At 65.3% G+C, this 22,136-nt stretch carries 18 protein-coding genes; 9 read left to right on the top strand and 9 right to left on the bottom strand.

The features are described from left to right. The 4 genes from AC0Z35_RS09720 to AC0Z35_RS09705 form a co-directional block, all read right to left on the bottom strand. Complete coding sequence (locus AC0Z35_RS09720; RefSeq protein WP_485131848.1) at positions 1-918, bottom strand: ABC transporter permease; 918 nt, start codon at positions 916-918, stop codon at positions 1-3. A 1-nt stretch (position 919) separates the two neighbouring features. Next, positions 920-1,837, bottom strand: a complete 918-nt coding sequence (locus AC0Z35_RS09715) for an ABC transporter permease (RefSeq protein WP_046807225.1) — start codon at positions 1,835-1,837, stop codon at positions 920-922. Between the two features lie 80 nt (positions 1,838-1,917). After that, on the bottom strand, positions 1,918-3,507 hold the full coding sequence (locus tag AC0Z35_RS09710; protein WP_485131847.1) for an ABC transporter substrate-binding protein: 1,590 nt from the start codon (positions 3,505-3,507) through the stop codon (positions 1,918-1,920). A 108-nt stretch (positions 3,508-3,615) separates the two neighbouring features. Then, complete coding sequence (locus tag AC0Z35_RS09705) at positions 3,616-4,425, bottom strand: GntR family transcriptional regulator (RefSeq protein ID WP_046807223.1); 810 nt, start codon at positions 4,423-4,425, stop codon at positions 3,616-3,618. A gap of 214 nt (positions 4,426-4,639) precedes the next feature. Between AC0Z35_RS09705 and AC0Z35_RS09700 the strand changes: the two genes are divergently transcribed. The 3 genes from AC0Z35_RS09700 to AC0Z35_RS09690 all read left to right on the top strand — a co-directional run bounded on the left by AC0Z35_RS09700 (position 4,640) and on the right by AC0Z35_RS09690 (position 8,031). Continuing rightward, positions 4,640-5,836, top strand: a complete 1,197-nt coding sequence (locus AC0Z35_RS09700) for a pyridoxal-phosphate-dependent aminotransferase family protein (RefSeq protein ID WP_120155312.1) — start codon at positions 4,640-4,642, stop codon at positions 5,834-5,836. Between the two features lie 31 nt (positions 5,837-5,867). Then, entirely contained in the window at positions 5,868-6,932 is a 1,065-nt protein-coding gene (locus tag AC0Z35_RS09695; protein ID WP_046807221.1) for a serine hydrolase domain-containing protein, read from the top strand. An 88-nt stretch (positions 6,933-7,020) separates the two neighbouring features. Continuing rightward, on the top strand, positions 7,021-8,031 hold the full coding sequence (locus AC0Z35_RS09690; protein WP_485131846.1) for an aldo/keto reductase: 1,011 nt from the start codon (positions 7,021-7,023) through the stop codon (positions 8,029-8,031). Here the strand turns inward: AC0Z35_RS09690 and AC0Z35_RS09685 are convergent, their stop codons facing one another. Continuing rightward, positions 8,032-8,625 (bottom strand): TetR/AcrR family transcriptional regulator, encoded by a 594-nt coding sequence (locus tag AC0Z35_RS09685; protein ID WP_046807219.1) that lies wholly within the window; start codon positions 8,623-8,625, stop codon positions 8,032-8,034. It abuts the gene before it with no gap. A gap of 216 nt (positions 8,626-8,841) precedes the next feature. Between AC0Z35_RS09685 and AC0Z35_RS09680 the strand changes: the two genes are divergently transcribed. The 3 genes from AC0Z35_RS09680 to AC0Z35_RS09670 are packed head-to-tail and all read left to right on the top strand — an operon-like array spanning position 8,842 to position 14,748. Continuing rightward, a complete protein-coding gene (locus tag AC0Z35_RS09680) occupies positions 8,842-10,047 on the top strand; it encodes an efflux RND transporter periplasmic adaptor subunit (RefSeq protein WP_120155318.1) in 1,206 nt (401 codons plus the stop codon). 40 nt (positions 10,048-10,087) lie between these two features. Then, the gene (locus AC0Z35_RS09675) at positions 10,088-13,237 is read left to right on the top strand and encodes an efflux RND transporter permease subunit (RefSeq protein WP_219992389.1); all 3,150 of its coding nucleotides are present in this window, start codon (positions 10,088-10,090) and stop codon (positions 13,235-13,237) included. A gap of 5 nt (positions 13,238-13,242) precedes the next feature. Next, complete coding sequence (locus tag AC0Z35_RS09670; protein WP_485131845.1) at positions 13,243-14,748, top strand: efflux transporter outer membrane subunit; 1,506 nt, start codon at positions 13,243-13,245, stop codon at positions 14,746-14,748. 49 nt (positions 14,749-14,797) lie between these two features. On the opposite strand, the gene AC0Z35_RS09665 is transcribed toward AC0Z35_RS09670, so the two are convergent. Both AC0Z35_RS09665 and AC0Z35_RS09660 read right to left on the bottom strand, forming a co-directional pair. Next, positions 14,798-16,138: an MFS transporter gene (locus tag AC0Z35_RS09665; protein WP_120155324.1), complete on the bottom strand. Its 1,341-nt coding sequence runs from the start codon at positions 16,136-16,138 to the stop codon at positions 14,798-14,800. 144 nt (positions 16,139-16,282) lie between these two features. Next, the gene (locus AC0Z35_RS09660) at positions 16,283-17,920 is read right to left on the bottom strand and encodes a GMC family oxidoreductase (RefSeq protein ID WP_485131844.1); all 1,638 of its coding nucleotides are present in this window, start codon (positions 17,918-17,920) and stop codon (positions 16,283-16,285) included. 215 nt (positions 17,921-18,135) lie between these two features. On the opposite strand from AC0Z35_RS09660, the gene AC0Z35_RS09655 reads away from it, so the two are divergent. Continuing rightward, complete coding sequence (locus AC0Z35_RS09655) at positions 18,136-19,047, top strand: IclR family transcriptional regulator (RefSeq protein WP_485131843.1); 912 nt, start codon at positions 18,136-18,138, stop codon at positions 19,045-19,047. A gap of 85 nt (positions 19,048-19,132) precedes the next feature. Here AC0Z35_RS09655 and AC0Z35_RS09650 read toward each other — a convergent pair whose 3' ends face one another. Then, positions 19,133-20,314 carry a low temperature requirement protein A gene (locus AC0Z35_RS09650; protein WP_485131842.1) on the bottom strand — a complete coding sequence of 394 codons (1,182 nt, stop codon included), beginning with the start codon at positions 20,312-20,314 and terminating at the stop codon, positions 19,133-19,135. 215 nt (positions 20,315-20,529) lie between these two features. After that, positions 20,530-20,958 carry a VOC family protein gene (locus tag AC0Z35_RS09645; protein WP_046807211.1) on the bottom strand — a complete coding sequence of 143 codons (429 nt, stop codon included), beginning with the start codon at positions 20,956-20,958 and terminating at the stop codon, positions 20,530-20,532. A gap of 148 nt (positions 20,959-21,106) precedes the next feature. Here AC0Z35_RS09645 and AC0Z35_RS09640 point away from each other — a divergent pair, with 148 nt between their 5' ends. Both AC0Z35_RS09640 and AC0Z35_RS09635 read left to right on the top strand, forming a co-directional pair. Then, positions 21,107-21,514 carry a carboxymuconolactone decarboxylase family protein gene (locus AC0Z35_RS09640; RefSeq protein WP_046807210.1) on the top strand — a complete coding sequence of 136 codons (408 nt, stop codon included), beginning with the start codon at positions 21,107-21,109 and terminating at the stop codon, positions 21,512-21,514. 9 nt (positions 21,515-21,523) lie between these two features. Beyond that, the gene (locus AC0Z35_RS09635) at positions 21,524-22,135 is read left to right on the top strand and encodes an LON peptidase substrate-binding domain-containing protein (protein WP_485131841.1); all 612 of its coding nucleotides are present in this window, start codon (positions 21,524-21,526) and stop codon (positions 22,133-22,135) included. The last annotated feature ends 1 nt before the right edge of the window (position 22,136 follow it).

Below are 22,136 nucleotides of genomic sequence, written 5' to 3'. Positions count from 1 at the left end.
TCAGGCCCTCTCTTCAGGCGTCAGCAGTTGATGCAGCCCGTCGCCGGCCAGGTTGATCGCAAAGATCAACACCGCCAGCGCCGAACCCGGAATGGCGATCAGCCAGAACGAAAAGAACATGTACGCCTTGGCTTCGGAAATCATCAGCCCCCAGGACGGCAGCGGCGGCTGCACGCCCAGGCCCAGGAACGACAGCGAGGCTTCCAGCAAGATGGCGCTGGCCGCTTCCAGCGTGGCAATCACGATCAGCTGCGGCACCACGTTGGGCAGCACTTCGCCCCACACGATGCGCCACGTGGACGCGCCAGCCGCCTGCGCCGCCGCCACGTATTCCAGCGACCGCACCTGCTGCGTGGCGCTGCGCATGACCACGGCGTAGCGGTCCCATTTCAAAAAGCCCAGCACCAGGATCACCACCCACAGCGAACCACCGACGATGGCCACCGTGGCCAGCGCCACCAGGATCACGGGCATGGACAAACGGGTGGTGATCAGGAACGACACGGCCATGTCGACCTTGCCGCCGAAGTAGCCGGCGGCCATGCCCATGGCGGTGCCGATGATTCCGGATATCAACGCCACGCTGACGCCGATCAACAGCGAAATGCGCGCGCCGTAGAACAGGCGAGACATATAGTCGCGGCCCAGCTGGTCGGTGCCCAGCGGATGCAGCCACGTGCCCTTGGCGTACCAGACGGGCGGCGCGGTGCGGTAGGCCAGGTCCTGAAAGTACGGGTCGTGCGGGGAAATCCACGGCGCCAGCAGCGCGATCAGCACGATGATGAGCAGGATGCCGCCACCGGCCAGCAGCGCCTTGTTGCGGCGCAGCCTGCGCCAGCGCAAGGTGGAGGCGGACAGTTCCAACGCGGCGGGGGCGGGCGCGCCGGGAACGGAGGGGGTGAGAATAGGCGTGGTCATGTCAGGACACCCGGATGCGCGGATCGAGCCACGCGTTGGCGATATCGGCGGCTAGCGTCAGCAGCACGTACAGCACGGACAGCAGCAGCACAATCAGCTGCATCACCGGATAGTCCTTGTACGTAATGCTCTGGTAGGCCAGATAGCCCAGGCCGTCCAGCGCGAAGATGGTTTCGATGACGACCGAGCCGCCCAGCAGGTAGCCCAACTGCACGGCGGCCAGCGCCACAACCGGCACGATGGCGTTGCGCAGTGCGTGCTTGAAGATGATCTTGCGCGCGGGCAGCCCCTTGGCGCGGGCGGTGCGGATGTAGTCCGCGCCCAGCACTTCGATCATGCCGGCGCGTATCAATCGCATGAAGGCCGGCGCCACGTAGTAGCCCAGCGCAATCGCGGGCATCACGAAATGCTGCCAGGTGCCGCTGCCCGACACCGGCAGGATGCGCAGCGATATCGAAAACAGCATGATCAAAATCAGCGCAAAGAAAAAGTTTGGCAGCGCCTGGCCCAGCACGGCAATCGCCAGGCACACGCGGTCGATCACGCTGCCCTTGTAAATGGCGGCCAGCACGCCCAGCGGAATCGACACCAGCAGCGCAAAGCCCAGCGCGCCCATGCCCAGCAGCAAGGTGGTTTTGAGCTTGGACAGAATCAACGGCCCGGCCTCGGTCTTGAAGTACACCGACGTGCCGAAATCGCCCTGCATGATGTGCCACAGCCAGTCGGCGTATTGCACCACCAGCGGCCGGTCCAGCCCGTAGGTCTTGCGGATCATGTCGATATCGGCCTGACGCGCGCCTTCGCCGGCCAGCGCCAGCGCCGGGTCGCCCGACAGGTGCAGCAGCAGGAACGCCAGGATCGATACGGTCAGCGCCACCAGCGCCGCCAGGCCCAGGCGCCTGATCGTGAAATAAAGCATAGGACTTCCTCTAACGTTTCAGCCCGCCGGACGGGCGTGGCGCCCGCCCGGCGTTACCCCGCGCGTGACTTCCCGCGTGGCTACTTCCAGCTCATGTCCCAGAAGCGGACCAGTTCGTCGGAATACGGCTTGAAGTTCACGTCCTTGGTGGCGACGTAGTAGGCGGGCAGCGTCCACAGCGGCACCGCGTAGGCCTTTTGCGCGATCAGGTCCAGCGCTTCTTTGTAGGCGGCCTTGCGCGCCTCGCTGTCGATGGTGTGGTCGCCCTTGTTGAGCAGGTCGCGCACCTTGGGGTCGCGCGTGATGTCGTCATTGCCGAAGGCGAAGTACACGGGGGTGGACGCCGACACGTCGTTGACCAGGTTGGAACCCCAGGTCTGGTGGGTCAGCGACGCCTTGTTGGCGCGAATCATGTCGCGCATGGCGGCGTACTGCAAGAAGTTGAGCTTGGCGCGGATGCCCACGGCTTGCAGGTAGTTGATGATGGCTTCGGTCTGGTTGCGCTCGCGGTAGGCCACGATGTCGATGTCGAAGCCATTGGCGTAGCCCGCATCGGCCAGCAGCTTCTTGGCCAGCGCCGGGTCGTACTTGTAGGTGGGCGCGCCGTCTTGCGTGCAACCCACTTGCGAGGGCGTGCAGATGGTGTTGATCAGCCCGCCGCCTTCGCCCACGATGTTTTTCAACATGGATTCGCGGTCGATGGCGTGGATGATGGCCTTGCGCACGCGCTCGTCTTTCAGTTGCGGCGCGGGGGTGCCGTCCTGGATGTTCATCTGCATGAACACGATGCGCATGGTGTTGCCGGTGACCATTTGCAGGTTAGGCATCTGGCCCAGCTGTTCGGCCTGGTCCTTGGGCACGCTCATGATCAGGTCTTCGCCGCCCGAGATGACTTCGGCCATCTGCGTCTGGCGGTCGGGGATGAAGCGGATGACCACCTTGCCAATCTTCGGCTGCGCCTTGGGCGAGTCCTTGAAGTAGTCGGTGTTGCGTTCCAGCGTGATGGATTTGCCGGGCTGATAGTCCACCACCTTGTACGGGCCGGAGCCCACCGGCTTGGCGTTCATGCCCTTGGGGCCGACTTCCTGGTAGTACTTGGCGGGGTGGATGGCGGCGGTGGTGGACAGGTATTCCTTGGCGCCAGGGAAGGGTTCCTTGGTGGTCAGGCGCACCTTGTATTTGTCGATTTTCTCAACCTTGTCGATCCACGACACGTTCTGCTGCGTGACCGCTTTGTTCTTCGGGTCTGCCACGTAGTTCAGCGTGTACACCACCGAGTCGGCATCGAACTCTTCGCCGTTATGGAATTTCACGCCTTCGCGCAATTCGAATTCCATGGTCTTGTCGTCGATCTGCTTCCAGCTTTTGGCCAGCTGCCCCTTGTACTCGTTGGTGACGGGGTCGCGGTACAGCAGCGTGTCCCAGACGTTGGCGGCGATGATGACGCCGATACGCACGTTGTTGAAGTACGGGTCGACGCTTTCAGGCGCCTGGTCGTACGCCATGCGCAAGGTGTCGTCTTTCTTGCCCGCCAGCGCGGGCTGGGCGGCAAGGCCGGCGCAGGCGAAGAGGGCGGCGGCGACGGCGGCGCGTAGTGGGCCGTGCAGCGGAAGGACGCGGTGGGTGCGGGGTCGGGCGGGTGAGGCAGGTGTGAAGCGACTATCAGCCATGGTGAAGGCTCCTGTGGAAGGCACTACATGTACTGCGTATCCATCATCTCGCTCCGGGCCGCGCCACCCTGGTTTTATCGTTATCGTCCTTGCGCTGGGAGGGCAGGCTCAACCAGAGTCGGACGACGGCGCGGTCTTGGGCGCCGCATTGGCGTTGATGCTTGCATCGGCGTTGATGCTTTTCAGCGCGGCCTCGCACTTGCGCTGCAAGTGCTGCCGCATGATGCCGGCCAGCCGGTCGGCGTCGCGCGCGTCCAGGGCCTCGGCCATGTCGATGTGTTCGCGCATGGCCAGATCCCATTTCTGGCGGTTCTCGTTCGACACGAACCGCAGGTTCTGGATGCGCGCGTTCTGCGCGTCGTACAGCTGCTTGAGCAGGCTGTTGTGCGAGGCCAGGCTGATGCGTTCGTGAATTTCGCGGTTGGTATGAAAGTACGTGGGCAGGTCATGGCGTGCGTGGCTAGCCATCATTTCGTAGGTCAGCGCACGGATCTCGGCAATTTCAAGATCGGTGGCGCGTTCGCACGCCAGCCGGCACGACATGGCTTCGAGCCCGCCGATCACTTCAAACGCTTCACGGATATTGGCTTCCGACAGCGCCACCACCTGCGCGCCACGGTTCGGTTCGATCTGCACCAGGCCCTCGGCCGCCAGCACGCGAAACGCTTCGCGCATCGGTGTGCGGGACACGCCCAACAGGTCGCACAGCGCGCGTTCGTTCAGGCGGGAGCCGGGGGGGAATTCCCCTTGGATGATGCGTTCGCGCAGCGCCCCGGCGACGGCCCCGGGCAGCGTGCGGCCGTTGCCGGCAACGCGCGGCGCCGGCGACACGGCCCCTTGCGGCGGCGCGTCGGGCAGGGCGGAATCGGCGTGTGCCGACCCGGCCAGATCCGGCAAGAGGCTAGGATTGCTGCTCATTGGTATACCAACTTTTCCCCGAATTTTTTTAGACTATAAACCCCGCGCAGCGACTTCAATCATGGGTGTATACCCTAGGTTATCGGTGCAAAAACAATGGGATAGAGTGGCGCATGCCGCAAGTCCGCCTGCTCGGCCGGGGCTGTGTCAAAAGCCGTTTGAATCGCCGCGCATCTTTCGTTGGTATACAAATAATTCCACTGTGGGGCTACGCATGCTTTCCCTGAATTCCCATTTGTCCGGCCGGCACTTCTTGCAGATTCCGGGGCCCACCAACGTGCCCGACCGCGTCTTGCGCGCCATAGACCAGCCCACCATCGACCATCGTGGCCCCGAGTTTGGCGAGCTGGGCCGCGCCGTGTTGGAAGGGTCCAAAGCCGTTTTCCAGACGCAGTCGCCCGTGGTGATTTTTCCGTCGTCGGGTACCGGCGCCTGGGAAGCCGCGCTGGTCAACACGCTGTCGCCCGGAGACCGCGTGTTGATGGTGGAAACCGGCCACTTCGCCAGCTTGTGGAAGAAGCTGGCGGGCCGGCTGGGCCTGGACGTGGACTACATCGAAAGCGACTGGCGCCACCCCGTGGACCCCGATGTGATCGGCGCGCGGCTGGCCGAAGACACGCAGCAGCGCATCAAGGCGGTGTGCGTGGTGCATAACGAAACGTCCACCGGCGTCACCAGCAACATTGCCGCCGTGCGCGCCGCGATCGACCGCGCCGCGCATCCCGCGTTGCTGATGGTGGACACGATATCGTCCTTGGGCTCCATCGATTACCGCCACGATGAATGGGGCGTGGACGTTACCGTGGCCGGCTCGCAAAAGGGCTTGATGCTGCCGCCCGGCCTGGCGTTCAACGCCGTCAGCGCGCGCGCGCTGGCCGCCGCCGATACCGCCCGGCTGCCCCGTTCGTATTGGGATTGGCGCGAAATGCTGACGGCCAATGCCAAGGGCTATTTCCCCTACACGCCGTCGACCAATCTGCTGTATGGCCTGCACGAAGCGCTGGCCATGTTGCAGGCCGAGGGCTTGCCGCGTGTCTTCGCGCGCCACGAACGCCATGCCCGCGCGACGCGGCTGGCGGTGGCCGCGTGGGGGCTGGAACTGTTAAGCCTGGACCCGGCTGCCCACAGCCCCGCGCTGACCGCCGTGATGATGCCCGAAGGCCATGGCGCCGACGCGTTGCGCAAGGTCATTCTTGAACGCTTCGATATGTCGCTGGGGCAGGGCCTGGGCAAGCTGTCCGACCGCATCTTCCGCATTGGGCATCTGGGCCACTTCAATGACTTGACGCTGTGCGGCACGCTGGCCGGCGTTGAAATGGGGCTGGCCGCCGCCGGAGTACCGCACCAGGCGGGCGGCGTGCGGGCCGCGATGGAATTCCTGGCGCGCGCCCCGGATGGCGTGGCGGCTTAAGACCAAGACAAACACAACGACGAGGGAAACCATGAACACGCTGATGCAGCAGGCGATCCAATTCGCCAATGAACACGAATCCACCTGGGACCGCAGCGTCAAGGGCAACTTTGGCGTGCACCTGAACGACCCGCCGCCCTGGAACCGCCTGCTGGGCCCCATCCATGACCGTGGCCCAGTGTCGGGCGTGGTGGTGGTGGACGGCAAGACGGTGGCCGAATGGGGCGAGCCCGAACGCGCCGACCTGACCTTCAGCGTGGCCAAGCTGTACCTGGCGATCCTGGCGGGCGTGGCACATGACCGTGGCCTGTTGCCCGACGTGGACGAACCCGTGGGCAAGCGCGTGCCGGGCATCGGCTTCGATGAAGGCCAGAACGCCGATATCACCTGGCGCCACCTGCTGCAACAGACCAGCGAATGGGAAGGCGAACGCTTCGGCGTGTCCGACCAGGCCGATCGCTATCGCGCCGTGACTTTCGGCGTGCCGCCCGATGGCAAGAAGGGCGATGCGCGCCCCTTGCAGCGCCCCGGCACGTATTGGGAATACAACGACGTGCGCATCAACCAGTTGTCGTACGCGCTGCTGCACCTGTTCCGCAAGCCCTTGCCCGACGTGTTCCGCGAAGCCGTCACGCGCCCCATCGGCGCCAGCGAAGATTGGCAATGGGTGGGCTACGACACCGCCTGGGTCGAGATCGACGGCCAGCGCATGCCGTCCGTGCCGGGCGGTTCGCATTGGGGCGGCGGCATGTCCATCAGCGCGCGCGACCAGGCGCTGATCGGCCAGATGCTGCTGAACGACGGCCAGGCCAACGGCAAGCAGATCTTGTCGCGCGAATGGATTCAGGCCATGCGTACGCCATGCGCCATCGCGCCGTATTACGGCTACCTGATCTGGCTGAACGATCAAGGCCGCGTGTTTCCCAGCGTGCCGGCCACAAGCTTCTTCGGCGTGGGCGCGGGCAGCTCGTTCACGTGGGTGGAACCGGAACGCAAGATGGTGGTGATTGTGCGCTGGCTGAATTCCGCCCACGCGGATGCACTGTTCGGCAAGATCCTGGCGGCGGTGGATGCGGACAAGGAAACGCAGGTGTAGGATAAACGCCGCGCGAACCGCCGCCACGGGGTTCGCGCCGCGTCGACTTCATCCGCGTCGACTTCATTGATCAGAAAGGAATCGCCCCATGAAATACCGCCGTCTGGGTTCCAGCAACCTGCGCGTTTCGCCCCTGTGCCTGGGCACCATGATGTTCGGCGAACAAACGCCGGACGACGAGGCCGCGCGCATCGTTGCGTCGGCGCGTGACCATGGGGTGAACTTCATCGATACGGCCGACGTCTACAACGAAGGCCGCTCGGAACAGGTGGTGGGCAAGCTGCTGCAAGGGCAGCGCCACGACTGGGTGCTGGCCAGCAAGATCGGCAACGTGGTGGGCAAGGGCCCGAACCACTCGCATTATTCGCGTCAGTGGCTGATGCGCGGCGTTGAGCAAAGCCTGATGCGCATGGGCACGGATTTCATGGACATCCTGTACCTGCACCGCGACTTTCACGAAGAAAACCTGGAAGAAGCGCTGTGGGCGCTGGGCGACCTGATCCGCGCGGGCAAGCTGCGCAGTTTTGGCCTGTCGAACTTCCGGGGATGGCGCATTGCCGAGGTGATGCGGCTATGCGAAAAGATGGGCGTGCCGCAGCCGGTGGTGTGCCAGCCGTACTACAACATGCTGAACCGCGGCCCGGAAGTTGAAATCTTGCCCGCTTGCAAGCACTACGGGCTGGGCGTCGTGCCCTACAGCCCCATCGCGCGCGGCGTGCTCACGGGCAAGTATCTGCCGGGCCAGGCGCCTGCCGCCGATACCCGTGCCGGGCGTGGCGACCGCCGCATGCTGGCCACGGAATTTCGTGAAGAGTCGCTACAGATCGCCCAGCAGCTGGTGCAGCACAGTGCCACGCGCGGCGTGCAGCCGGGCCATTTTGCCACCGCCTGGGTGTTGGCGAATCCGATCATCACCGGCGTGATCGCCGGCCCCCGCACGGTGGCGCAAATGGAAGACTATTACGCCGCGCTGGACGTCACCATCACGCCCGAAGACGAAGCTGTCGTAGACGGCTGGGTCATTCCGGGCCACGCGTCCAGCCACGGCTACAACGACCCGAACTACCCGTTCTTCGGTCGCCCCGTCGCCGGCGCCTGATCAGGCCGGCGCTGCCGCAACCGGTGCGCGCACCGGTTCGCCGGCGATGCCGTGCAGCATCATCTGCTCGACCACGGACGCAATGCCCAGCCGCGCGACGCGCCCGCGTCGTTCGGCGTCCACCATGCTGGTCAGCACGCCAATGAACATTTCCGTCAGCGCCGCCGCCGTGATGTCCACGCGGAAGGCGCCTTCGCGCTGCCCGCGCAAAAAGAACGCATCCAGCGATTCCTGGTAGCCCGACCAGCTGTTCATGATGTCGGGCTGCTGCTCGTTGTCGGGCTTCCAGTTGTACATCAGGAACGCAGTCAGTTCCTTGTGCGCCATGTTCTGGTGGATCAGCGTGTGCAACGCCTCGCGCGGCGGCGCGGTATCCAGATGCGAATCCGCCAACGCCTTCTTCATAACGTGCGCGCAATGCGTGGTAAGCCGCAGGACCAGTTGGTCCCGCGTCTGACAGAAGCGGTATAGCGTCGCCTTGCTGACGCCCACGGCCTTGGCCAGTTCCTGCAACGTGGCGCGCGGCTGGTCCACCATCGCCAATGCCAACGCCACTAAAAACCGCTCGTGCCCTTGCCCAGCTTCGTCCGCCATTGTTCGCCCCTGTCTGTGTGTCCAATCCCCATTGCCGCGTATTGGAGCATGCGAGATTCAGCTTGTGCAAACTTTTGCGATTTTGACAAGTCAGGCCTTTTAAAACCTTCTTAATGATCTTTTGATAATCAAATGAATCTTTATTGATTCAAATCAATCGTTCAGGTAGCATCCGCAGCTTGGTGAAAAAACAGTGCCGCGGGCGCAAGGTAAAAAATGAAGAATCAATTGAAGCGGCGCTTGCCCTTGACGGTATTGGGTTCGGTGTTGGCGATGGCCTTGGGCCTGGCCGGTTGCGGCGGTGAAAACCCCAGCCAAGCCCAGGCCGACACGCCACGCGCGGTGCAGGTGGTGCAGGTGCAACCGCAGCGCTACGCGCTGTCCAGCACCTTGCCGGGTCGCGTGGAGCCGGTGCGCGTGGCCGAAGTGCGTGCCCGCGTGGCCGGCATTGTGCTGTCGCGCAACTTCGAGGAAGGCGCGGATGTGAAGGCGGGCGACGTGCTGTTCCGCATTGACCCGGCGCCGTTCAAGGCCGCGCTGTCGCGCGCCCAGGGCGAACTGGCCAAGGCCGATGCCGCCGTGGCCGACGCGCAAGCCATCCTGAAACGCTATACGCCGCTGGTGAAGATCGAAGCCGTCAGCCAGCAGGACTTCGACACCGCCACCACCACGCTGAAAAGCGCGCAGGCCGCGCGCCGGTCCGCGCAGGCCGATGTCGAAACCGCCCAGCTGAACCTGGATTACGCCACCGTCAAGGCGCCGATTTCCGGCCGCATCGGCCGGGCGCAGGTGACTGAAGGCGCGCTGGTCGGCCAGAACGAAGCCACCGTCATGGCAAAGATCCAGCAGCTGGACCCCATCTACGTCGACTTCAACCAGCCCGTGGCCGACATGCTGCGCATGCGCGCGGCGTTGCAGAACGGCAGCCTGGGGCAGGGCGAGGGCGCAAGCATCTCGATCACCGTCGACGGTACGGACCAGAAACGCAGCGGCAAGCTGCTGTTCTCGGATATCGCTGTGGACCGAACAACCGGCCAGGTGTCGGTGCGCGGCGAGTTCGCCAACCCCGATGTGTTGCTGTTGCCCGGCATGTATGTGCGGGTGGAAACACAGCAGGGCGTGGACCCCAACGCCATCCTGGTGCCGCAGCGCGCGGTCACGCGCAGCACCGACGGCAAGCCGCAGGTGATGTTGGTGGGCAAGGACGACGTGGTGGAATCGCGCCCCGTGCAGACTGGCACGATGCGCGGCTCGGACTGGCACATCGTCGACGGTCTGGCGGCGGGTGACCGCGTCATCGTGGGCGGCGCGTCGGCCGCCGTGCCGGGCCAGAAAGTCAGCGTGGCACCGGCGGCCGAACAAGCACGCGTCGCGGCCGCCAAGCCGGCTACAGACCCGGCTTCCGCCCCGGCCGCGAACTAAGCAGCCGCCCGTGCCCCGCGTGCATACCCAAAGGTAAATCATGTCCAAGTTTTTTATTGGCCGCCCCAATTTTGCATGGGTGGTGGCCATCTTCATTTCGCTGGCGGGCCTGTTGGCGATTCCGTCGCTGCCGGTCTCGCAGTTTCCGGTGGTGGCGCCACCCCAGGTGACGATTGCCGCCACCTATCCCGGCGCGTCGGCTTCGGTGCTGGTCGATTCGGTGACCAGCGTCATCGAAGAAGAGCTGAACGGCGCCAAGAACATGCTGTATTACGAGTCGTCCAGCAGTTCCAGCGGCAGCGCTGAAATCACCGTGACCTTCGAACCGGGCATGGACCCGGACCTGGCGCAGGTGGACGTGCAGAACCGCATCAAGAAGGCCGAAGCGCGCCTGCCGTCGGCGGTAACGCAGCAGGGCTTGCAGGTGGAGCAGGCCAGCTCGAACTTCCTGATGATCTACGCCCTGACGTACAAAGGCGAAGACGCGCACAAGGACGTGGTGGGCTTGTCCGACTACGCCGCGCGCCACATCAACAACGAAATTCGCCGTGTCAAAGGCGTGGGCAAGGTGCAGTTCTTTGGCGCCGAAGCGGCCATGCGCGTGTGGATCGACCCGCAGAAGCTGCTGGGCGTGGGCCTGTCGGTGGCGGACGTCAATGCGGCCATCGCGGCGCAAAACGTGCAGGTGCCGGCCGGCAGTTTTGGCAGCCGCCCGGGGTCGCCGGAGCAAGAGCTGACGGCCACGCTGGCGGTGAAGGGCATGCTGGATTCGCCGGAAGAGTTCGGCAACATTGTGCTGCGCGCAAACGCGGACGGCTCGGTGGTGCATCTGTCGGACGTGGCGCGGCTGGAAGTCGGCCGCCAGAGCTATGACTTTGAAACCCGCTTGAACGGCAAGAAGTCGGTGGGCGCGGCGGTGCAGCTGGCCCCGGGCGCCAACGCTATCGACACGGTCAAGGCCGTGAAGGCGCGCTTGCAGGAATTGTCCGCCTCGTTCCCCGAGGACGTTGAATTCTCGGTGCCGTTCGATACGTCGCAGTTCGTCAGCGTGGCTATCACCAAGGTGGTGCACACCTTGCTGGAAGCCATGGTGCTGGTGTTCCTGGTGATGTTCCTGTTCTTGCAGAATTTCCGCTACACGCTGATTCCCACCATCGTCGTACCGGTGTGCCTGCTGGGCACGTTCGCGGTGATGTCGGTGCTGGGCTTCTCGGTCAACATGATGACGATGTTCGGCATGGTGCTGGCCATCGGCATCCTGGTGGACGACGCCATCGTGGTGGTCGAAAACGTGGAACGCATCATGGCCGAAGAGGGCCTGCCGCCGCGTGAGGCCACCATCAAGGCGATGGAGCAGGTGTCGGGCGCCATCGTCGGTATCACGTTGGTGTTGTCCGCCGTGTTCCTGCCGCTGGCCTTCATGAGCGGTTCGGTCGGCGTGATCTACCAACAGTTTTCGCTGTCGTTGGCGGTGTCGATTCTGTTCTCGGGCTTCTTGGCGCTGACCTTTACGCCCGCCCTGTGCGCCACGTTCCTCAAGCCCATCCCCAAGGGGCACCACGAAGAAAAGAAGGGCTTCTTTGGCGGCTTCAACCGCATGTTCAACCGCCTGACCGGCCGCTTCGAAGCCTTGAACTCGCGCCTGGTCAAGCGCACCGGCCGCTATATGGTGATCTACGTCGCGATCGTGGCGGTGCTGGCCGTGCTGTATGTGCGCGTGCCGGAATCCTTCGTGCCGGCCGAAGACCAGGGCTACGTCATCGTGGACGTGCAGTTGCCCCCGGGCGCCACCTACAAGCGCACCGACAAGGTCGTGGCGGACGTCGAGCAGCACCTGATGTCGCTGGACGCAATGGGCGACGCCTTCACCGTGATGGGCTTCAGCTTTTCGGGCACCGGCCAGAACGCGGGCATTGCCTTTCCCACGCTGAAGGACTGGTCCGAGCGCGGCAAGGGCCAAGCCGCGTCCGATGTGGCCGCAAGCGTGAACCAGCGCTTCGCGGCGATTGATGACGGCTCGATCATGGCGGTGAACCCGCCGCCCATCGACGGCCTGGGTAATTCGGGCGGCTTTGCGCTGCGCCTGCAAGACCGGGGCGGGCTGGGACGCCAGGCGCTGACCGATGCGCGCAACCAGCTGCTGGCCAAGGCCAACAGTTCGCCTGTTATCGCGTACGCCATGATGGAAGGCCTGGCCGACGCGCCGCAGTTGCGCCTGGACATCGACCGCCAGAAGGCCGAGGCGCTGGGCGTGGGTTTTGACACGATCAGCACCGCGATCTCGTCGGCGTATGGCTCGGCCACCGTCAACGACTTTGCCAACGCCGGGCGCTTGCAGCGCGTGGTGGTGCAGGCCGACGTGCGCGACCGCATGACGCCCGAAAGCATCCTGATGCTGAACGTGCCGAACAAGTCGGGCGGCATGGTGCCCTTGTCGGCCTTCGTCAAGACCGATTGGGAAAATGGCCCGGTGCAGATTTCCCGCTACAACGGCTACCCGGCGTTCAAGATCGCGGGTGACGCGATGCCGGGGCACAGCACGGGCGAGGCCATGGCCGTCATTGAAAAGATCGTTTCCGAATTGCCCAATGGCATCGGCTACGAATGGACGGGCTTGTCCTATCAGGAAAAGTTTGCCGGGGCGCAGGCGCCCATGTTGTTTGCGCTGGCGTTCCTGGTGGTGTTCCTGCTGATGGTCGCGCTGTACGAAAGCTGGGCCATTCCGGCATCCGTGATGCTGATCGTGCCGATCGGCGCGCTGGGTTCGGTGTTGGCGGTGACGGTGCTGGGCATGTCCAACGACGTGTACTTCAAGGTGGGCCTGATCACCATCATCGGTCTGGCGGCCAAGAACGCGATCCTGATCGTGGAGTTTGCCAAGAGCCTGCTTGAACAGGGTCACTCGCTGGCGGACGCCGCCATCCAGGCCGCCAAGCTGCGCTTTCGCCCCATCGTGATGACGTCGCTGGCGTTCATCCTGGGCGTGGTGCCGCTGGCGCTGGCCAGCGGTGCGGGCGCGGCCAGCCAGCGCGCCCTGGGCGTGGGCGTGATCGGCGGCATGCTGACCGCCACCTTGCTGGGTGTGATTTTCGTGCCCATTTTCTTTGTCTGGGTGCTGTCGCTGCTGCGCAAGAAAGGTGGGCAGCCCGCCCCGGACGCCTTGCCCGCCCAGCGCGCGACCCAGGAGTGAACGTGATGATGCAAACTTTTTATCCCCGCAGCCTGGGCGCGCTGCTGTTGACGGCGGCGCTGGCCGGGTGCTCGATGGCGCCGGTCTACCAACGGCCGGACGCGCCGATTCCGACCCGGTTCCCGGCTGACGGGAACCCGGCTGGCCAGGCATCGGACGGAGCTTCGGCCAATGCCGCCCCCTCAGCCGCCGGCACGCTGGATTGGCAGACTTTCGTCACCGACGATGCGTTGCGGCATCTGGTGGCCCTGGCATTGGACAACAACCGTGACCTGCGCCAGGCGGTGCTGAATATCGAAGCGGCCCGGGCGCAGTACCGCATCGAGCGCGCCGACCGGTTGCCGGGTATCAACGCGCAAGGCTCGGGCACGCGCCAGCGGGTGCCGGGCGACCTGAACAGCACGGGCAGTTCCGCCGTGCAAAGCAGCTATCAGGCGGGCATCGGGCTGACCTCGTTCGAGATCGACCTGTTTGGCCGTGTGCGCAGCCTGTCGGATGCGGCGCTGCAAACGTATCTGGCCACCGAGGAAACCGCGCACGCCACGCGCATCAGCCTGGTGGCCGAGGTGATCCAGGCGTATCTGACGCGTGACAGCGCGATGCGCAAGATGCAGGTCACCGAACAAACGCTGGCCAGCCGCGAGGCGTCGCTCAACCTGATCGTCAAGCGGCGCGAAGCCGGCACCGCCACGGCGCTGGATTATCAGGAAGCGCTGGGCCTGACCGAGCAGGCGCGCGCCGAACGCGAGCGCATGGAACGCGAAGTGCGCCAGGCAGGCAACGCGCTGGGCCTGTTGGTGGGCGTGAACGACCTGCGTCCGTATCTGCCCGCGCAGCTGGCCACGTCCAACGTGTTGGTGCAGGACATCGCGGCGGGCGCGCCGTCCGAATTGCTGGAGCGCCGGCCGGACATTCTGGCCGCCGAACACGAGCTGCGTTCGCGCAATGCAAGCATCGGCGCGGCGCGCGCGGCGTTCTTTCCCAGCATTACGCTGACCGGCCTGTACGGCTCGTCCAGCGCGGATCTGTCCAACTTGTTCGACGGCGGGCAGCGCGCGTGGTCGTTCATGCCGCAGATCACCTTGCCGATCTTCTCGGGCGGGCGCAATGTGGCCAACCTGGACCTGGCGACGGTGCGCAAGGACATCGCGGTGGCCAAGTACGAAGCCACCATCCAGACGGCATTCAAGGAAGTGGCCGATGCCCTGGCCGCCACCGACACCCTGCAACGCGAGGCCGCGTCGCGCCGCGCCTTGGCCGAGTCCAGCCAGGAAGCGATGCGCTTGTCTGAAGCGCGGTATCGCGGCGGCGTCGACAGCCATCTGCGCTATCTGGATGCGCAGCGCAGCGCCTTCACCGACCAGTTGACGTACATCGACATCAGCACGCAGCGGCAGATTGCGCTGGCGACCTTGTTCAAGGCGCTGGGCGGCGGCTGGCCCGGCGTGCAGGCGCCGCATGCCGGCGCCGGCGGGGCGGCGGCCACCAGCGCCGACCCCGCTGTGCGGTAGGCAACGCAATCAGGCCGCCTGGGTCGACCGTATCCCAGGCGGCCTGACCTCACGCCTTGCGCCATCCCGCGCCGGGAATCGGCGGCGCCGTGTTGCCGGTGGCTTCGGTCACCGGCTTGCCGCGTCCGATCAGCCAGGCGCACCATGCCGAGACCGCGCCGGCGAACAGCACGTACAGGCAGATCAGCCACGGCTGCCCGCCGCCCGTCTTGAGCAGCGCGGTGGCGATGATGGGCGTGATGCCGGACGCGAAGATACCCGAGAACTGATAGACGAACGAAATCCCGGTGTAGCGGACCTTGGCGTCGAACAGCTCGCAGAACAGCGCTGCCTCGGGGCCGTACACGGCGGCGTAGAAGATGCCGAACGGGATGATGATGGCCAGCCAGATCAGCATGACGCTGCCCTGGCTGTTCAGCATCAGCCAGAAGCCGGGGAAGGACGCCAGCGCGGTAATCAGCGAGCCCCAGAAGTACACGCGGGTGCGACCGATGCGGTCGGACAGGCGGCCGAAGAACGGAATGAAAAAGCACATCACCAGCGCCGCGGCCATCACACCCGTCAGCGCCTCGGTGCGCGTGATCTGCACGGTTTGCGTCAGGTACGAAATTGAAAACACGCCGAACACGTTAAAGAACACGCCGTCGATATACCGCGCGCCCATGCCTTTGAAGACGTTGCCCGGGTAACGCTTGAGCATGTCGAAAAACGGAATGCGGCTTTCGGCATTGTTGGCCTTTACCGCCGTGAACTCGGGCGTTTCCTTGATGTTCAGCCGGATGTACATGCCCACCATCACCATGGCGGCGGACGCCAGGAAGGCAACGCGCCAGCCCCAGGCCATGAACTGTTCGTCGGTCAGCAAGGTGGACAAGAGCGCCACGGTGCCCGAGGCCAGGCACAGGCCGATTGCCAGGCCGATCTGCGGCAGCGAGGCGTAAAAGCCCTTTTTGCCCGGTGGCGCGTATTCATAGGCCATCAACACCGCGCCGCCCCATTCGCCGCCCAGGCCGATGCCCTGGAACACGCGCAGCAGCAGCAACAGGATGGGCGCCCATAGCCCGATGGTTTCGTAGGTGGGCACCAGGCCGATCAGGAAGGTGGACACGCCCATGATCATCAGCGTCATCACCAGCATGCTCTTGCGCCCGATGCGGTCGCCAAAGTGTCCGAAGATCAGCCCGCCCAGCGGCCGCGTCACAAAGCCCACCGCGAAGGTGGTGTAGGCCAGCATGGTGGATACCAGCGGGTCGCCCGTGGGGAAGTACAGCTTGTTGAACACGATGCCGGCCACGACACCGTAAAGAAAGAAGTCGTACCACTCGATGGTGGCGCCGATCAACGATGCGGTGACGACCTTGCGTACCGCGGCTTCGTTTTGCTTGGACATTGCAGTCTCCTTTGGTGAAGGCGGGGGCGCTTCTGTTGTCGCCCGCGTGCCGGTCTGACTTCAGGTTCGTCGTTCACATCCTTGTTGATTGCTTAAAACACGCGGCCGCAAAATCAGCCGCCAGTACAGCAAGTCGCCAGTACATCAAGCAGCGACCAGATCCGCCCGCCGCCGCGCCAGCTTGAAATCCTCCAGCATGAAATCCGCCGCGCGTTCGGCCAGCATCACCACGGGCGCGTTGGTGTTGCCCGATACCAGCGTGGGCATCACCGAACAGTCCACCACCCGCAGGCCCTGCACGCCGTGCACGCGCAGGCGTTCGTCAACCACCGCCAGCGGGTCGCTGCGCGGACCCATCTTGGCGGTGCCCGATGGGTGAAAGATGGTGGCGCCGTATTCGCGGCAGAAATGCAGGATCTCGTCGTCGGTGCGTACGTTGGGGCCGGGCCGGAATTCGCGCTTCATCAGCGACGCCAGCGGTTCCGTTGCCGCCAATAGCCGCGCATGCTTGACGGCGGCCACGGTCATGCGGCGGTCCAATTCCGTGGACAGGTAGTTGGGTTGCATCGAGGGCGGTTCGAACGGGTCGGCCGCGCGCAGCCGCACGTAACCGCGCGATGACGGGCGCAACTGGCAGACCGAATACGTGCATCCGGAAAAGGGGTGCACCTTGCCGCCGGCCATGTCGGCGGACAAGGTGGCGAAGTGGTACTGCGTGTCCGGCGTGCGGCTGGCGGGGTCGACCCGGCAGAACAGTCCGCCCTGGTTGATGCCGACCGCCAGCGGGCCGCTTCGGAACAGCAGCCATTGCAAGCCCATGCCCACGCGCCCGTGCAGGCTGCGCAGCTGGTCGTTGGTGGTGATGGGCCGGGTGGTTTCGTAGATCAGGCGGATCTGAAGATGGTCTTGCAGATTTTCGCCCACGCCGGGCAGGTCGCGCACGACGCGGATGCCGAACTGGCGCAGCAGCGCGGCCGGGCCCACGCCGGACAGTTGCAGCAGCTGGGGCGATTGCAGCGCGCCCGCGCACAGCACCACTTCGCGCCTCGCGCGCAGCGTGCGCACTTGCCCGCCTTGCCGGTATCGCACCCCGCAGGCGCGTCCGCCTTCGAACAGGATGGCCATGGCATGCGCACCGGTTTCCACGCGCAGATTGGGCCGGTCCCGCGCGGGCCGCAGATAGGCCACGGCGGTGGAGCAGCGGCGGCCGCGCCGCGTGGTCAGCTGGTAGTAGCCCACGCCTTCTTGCTCGCCCGTGTTGAAGTCCTGCACGGGGGGCACGCCCATGGTCCGCGCGGCGGCGATCATCGCTTCGACCAGCGGGTGGGGCGTCTTGATGGACGTGGCGCTCAAGGGGCCGTTCACGCCCCGGGTCGGCCCCGCGCCCAGGTCGTTGTCTTCCAGTTTGCGAAAGTAGGGCAGGCAGTCGTCCCAGCCCCAGCCGGGGTTGCCCGCGCGTTGCCAGGCGTCGTAGTCGGCACGCTGGCCACGAATGTAGATCAGGCCGTTGATTGCGCTGGAGCCGCCAAGCGTGCGGCCGCGCGGCCAGTAGATGCGCCGGCCCAGCATGTTGGGATCGGGGTCGGTGTAGTAGCCCCAGTTCACCACTTTGTGGAACATGGTCTTGCCGTAGCCGATGGGGATGTGGATCCACGGGTAGGTATCCCGGGGGCCCGCTTCCAGCAGGCAGACGGCGTGCGCGCCATTGGCGCTAAGCCGATTGGCCATCACACATCCGGCCGAGCCGGCGCCCACCACGATGACATCCACGGTATCGGACATATCGCCTTGTCTCCCTGTCGTCGCATCGCCGTCGCGACTGACGTCACCGTGTTCGCAAGCAATGGTGACGGCGCGTTTTCCCTGCTTGTCGCGGCGGGACGCACTTATATACTGGTTTGATGCGGCCGGTTTGCGTTGCGCACCCGGCTGTCATCTGTGGCGATTCTAGGAAGCAGGCGCGTACAACAAAGCACAACACGCGTGGGGGCGGACAAATGGAACGGAACATGCAACTTCGGTTTCAAAATCGCAGTGCAGCATCGGCGCCGGAGCCGTCGGCGTCCGGGCATCCGGCGTCCGGGCATCCGGCGTCCGGGCAGCCGGCGTCCGGGCACCAGCAACAGCAGCACCAACATCAACAGCAAGAGGCAGCACGCTCGTTACGGGCGTTGCTGGTGCTGGACCATCTTGCGCGCGCCCAGCATCCGCCCACGTTGGCGCAGCTGGCACAGCGGCTGGACATGCCCAAGACCACCTTGATGCGCTTGCTGGCGGCGATGCAGCGCGCCGGCTTCGTGGCGGCCACGCCGACCGAGCAGGGCTATGTGCCGGGGCCGCAAGCCACATCGCTGGCGCTGGCCACGCTGAGCGCCTCGGCGTTCACCCGAGCCTGCCGTGCCGTGCTGGCGCAGCTGGTGGGCACGCTTGGCGAAACCTGCAACTTGACCGCGCCTGACGGCGACCGCGTGGTCTATATGGAACGCGTGGAAACGTCGGAGCCCCTGCGGCTGTTCTTCGCGGTGGGCAGCCATGTGCCGATGCACTGCACCGCCAGCGGCAAGCTGTTTCTGGCGTCAATGAGCCGGCTGGAACGAGGCCGGGTGCTGGCGCGGCTGCCGCTGACGCGCAACACGCCGCGCACCTTCACGGACCCGACGAAGCTGGACGAGGAACTGGAGCGCCTGGCCGCGCGCGGCATCGGCATCGATAACGAGGAATTCGTGCGCGGCATGAGCGCGGTGGCGGTGCCGATAAGAGACGCCGAGGACCGCGTGGTGGCGGCGGTGGCCTGCCACGCGCCCACGGCGCGCGTGATGCTGGATGACTTGCTGCGCGCCGTGCCGGTGCTGCAACGCGCGGCGCAGTCGCTGCACGAGGTGCTGGCGCTGCATCGCCCGGGCGTGTGACGCTGCGTTGCGGCATCGGTGGACGCGCGGGTCTGTGCGGCGACAGCCCCGTCGCAAGGCCCTTCGATGCTTGCGCGCTGGACGGCTACACGGTGACGGGCGAGGCCGCCCGGCGCCGCGACACGCTTTCCCACACGGCCACCAGCACCATGATCAGCGTGGTCAGCCCGCCCACCATCAGGTTGTCGGTAACGGTAGACACCGGCGCCAGCACCGCCAGCAATACCAGCCCGGCCAGGTGCGATAACGGAAAGCGCGCGTACACCACCGTCTTGTAGATGCCGTTGCCCAGCAGGTACAGCGCCGGCCCGCCCAGCAATGCGGCGGCCGCTGGCGTGGTGATGCGGCCATCGGGGTGCAGGATGACCAATTCGTTGGCCACCGCCGACACGATCACGCCCGCGATCAAAATCACGTGCACATAGTGAAAGATGGCGCCCATGCGGCCCGGGTCGCTGGAATGCACGATGGCGTGGCTGCCGTCCTTGCTGCTGGTGTCGAAATACACCCACCACATGGCCGCCGTTCCCAGGAAGGCGGCCAGCAGCGCGATCAGCGTGGGGATGTCCCAATGGCCACGGTCGCCCAGCGTGGCGCCCGTGATCAACAACGTTTCGCCCAGCGCCACGATGACGAACAGCTGGCAGCGTTCGGCAATATGGCCGCCCTCGATGGTCCAGTCGCTGGTGTAAGAGCGCCCCAGGCCGGGCAGGCGGAACCCGAACATGGGCGAAATATATTCGCAGGCCACGGCCACTATCCACAGCACCAGGCGCGCTTCGCCGGACGCCAGGCCGCCCGCGATCCACAACACCGCCGAGATGCACAGCCAGCCCAGCATGCGGCGGAAGTTGTCGGCCAGCGGATGGTTGCGCCCCAGGTGCAGCACGATGAACACCGTGCGCCCGACCTGGATCATGGCATAGCAGATGGCGAAGATCAGCCCGTTTTCGCCGAACGCGTCGGGCAGCACGGCGGCGGCGATCAGGCCGACCAGCATCACCGCGAACAGCATGACGCGCATGGGGATGGCGTCGGGGTCGAACCAGTTGGTGACCCAGCACGTGTACTGCCATCCCAGCCAGACGGCGAACCACAGCACCAGCGCGTGCACCGCGCCCATCAAGGTCAGGTCATGCAGCAGGCTGTGCGAGAGCTGGGTGACGGCAAAGACGTAGACCAGGTCAAAGAACAGCTCGACGAAGGTGACGCGGGCTTCATGGCCGTCTCGGCGGCGAAGCAGCGTGGCGCTGGCTAGAAAAGTCATGGCGGGCGCTTCCTGTAAAAAGGCGCGCTGCCAGAGTACTGCAAGGCTCGGCGGGCAATTGCAAAACTTATCAAAGGCGGCCCCGGCCGGCGGCCCGGCGGCCCGGCGACCCGGCGACCCGGCGGTCCTGTGGCCAGGATCATGGCGTCGGTGCCGGCGTACGGGTGCCTTCGCGCGTCCGTGCGCCGGTGCGTCCGCCCGCGCGCCGCTGCGGATCAGTGCGTCATCTTGCCGCCGCTGACCATCCAGCGCGTACCGTAGCGGTCCACCAGCGCGCCGTATGCCTCGGCCCAGAACGTTTTTTGCAGCGGCATGGTTACGTTGCCGCCTTCGGCCAGTTGGTCAAATACCCGCTGGGCATCCGACACTGTCGGGTACAGCAGCGCCAGCGCCATGCCTTTCTTGCCTGTGTACGGGTGGCCGCTGGTGGCGTCGCTGCCCAGCAGCGTCTGCTCGTCCAGCGCCAGCCGGGCGACCATGATGCGGTCGGCGTCCTCGGGGGACAGGGCGGGCATGGCGGCATCGGCGGGCGCGTCGGCGTAGCGGATCAGGGCGTCAAGGCGTCCGCCCAGCACACGCTCGTAAAAGCGCATGGCGTCGGCGCAGTTGCCGTCAAAGCTGAGATAGGCGGATAGCTGGGGCATGATGGTTCCTGGTTCTACGGCGGACAGCTGCAAGAAACGCCGTCGCACTATGATGGAAGGCCCGACCCGCAATACCGCACGGCCCGGCAACCTACGCACTGTAGCCGGTTGGGAAGGATGCCGGGCGGCTTCATAAAGGAATGGCGACATGAGCACGGTAAAACTGCTGACGGACGACGAGGTCCGCAAAAGCCCCGAAGCATGGGCGGTGTTTGAAGACATCCGATCCACGCGCAAGTCGGACTTCGTGAACAACTTCTGGCGCGCGCTGGCCAACGACCCGGCGCAATTGCAGCGCGTGTGGTCGCAACTTAAACAGGTCATGGTCGCCGAGGGCGAACTGCCGCCGCTCGTGCGCGAGATGATCTACATTGCCGTGTCCACGGCCAACGGCTGCTCTTACTGCGTGCATTCGCATACGGCGTCGGCCAAGGCCAAGGGAATGACCCCCGGCCAGCACGCCGAACTGCTGGCGGTGATCGGCATGGCGGCGCAGACCAACGCCATGGTGACGGCCATGCAGGTGCCGGTGGACGCCGCCTTCGACATCAAATAGGAGCCGGCCATGGCGCTGATTCCGCTGTTTCCCTTATCCAACGCGCTGTTTCCCGCCGGCGTGCTGCACCTGCGCATCTTCGAGGTGCGCTATCTGGATATGATCCGCCGCTGCATCGCGGAGGGCAGCGAGTTTGGCGTGGTGGGTTTGCTGGCCGGCAATGAAGTGCGTTCGCCAGAGGGCGTTGAGACCCTGGCGCCGGTCGGCACGCTGGCGCGCGTGGTGGCGTGGGAGGCGCCCATGCCCGCGTTGCTGCAAGTGCGCTGTATTGGCGGCAGCCGGTTCCGGCTGTTGTCCAGCAAGGTGGCAAAATACGGCCTGTGGATGGGCCAGACCGAGCCCATCGCCGACGACCCGCCCACGCCCGTGCCGGCGTCCATGCAGCCCAGCGCCGATGCCTTGGGCCGGCTGGTGGCGCAATGGCAGCAAGAGGGCGTGCCGCCAGACAGGATGCCGCTTGCGCCGCCGTTCCGGCTGGACGACAGCGGCTGGGTGGCGGATCGCTGGTGCGAACTGCTGCCCTTGCCGCCGGACGACAAGGCCCGGCTGCTGGGCCTTGCGGACCCGGTGGCACGGCTGGCGGCGGTTCAGGATCTGCTGCGTGGCCAGGGGCTGACGTAGC

The organism is Achromobacter sp. 1L-A-4-B-C2, from assembly GCF_057291955.1.
This window is presented reverse-complemented; position numbering and strand designations above follow the sequence as displayed.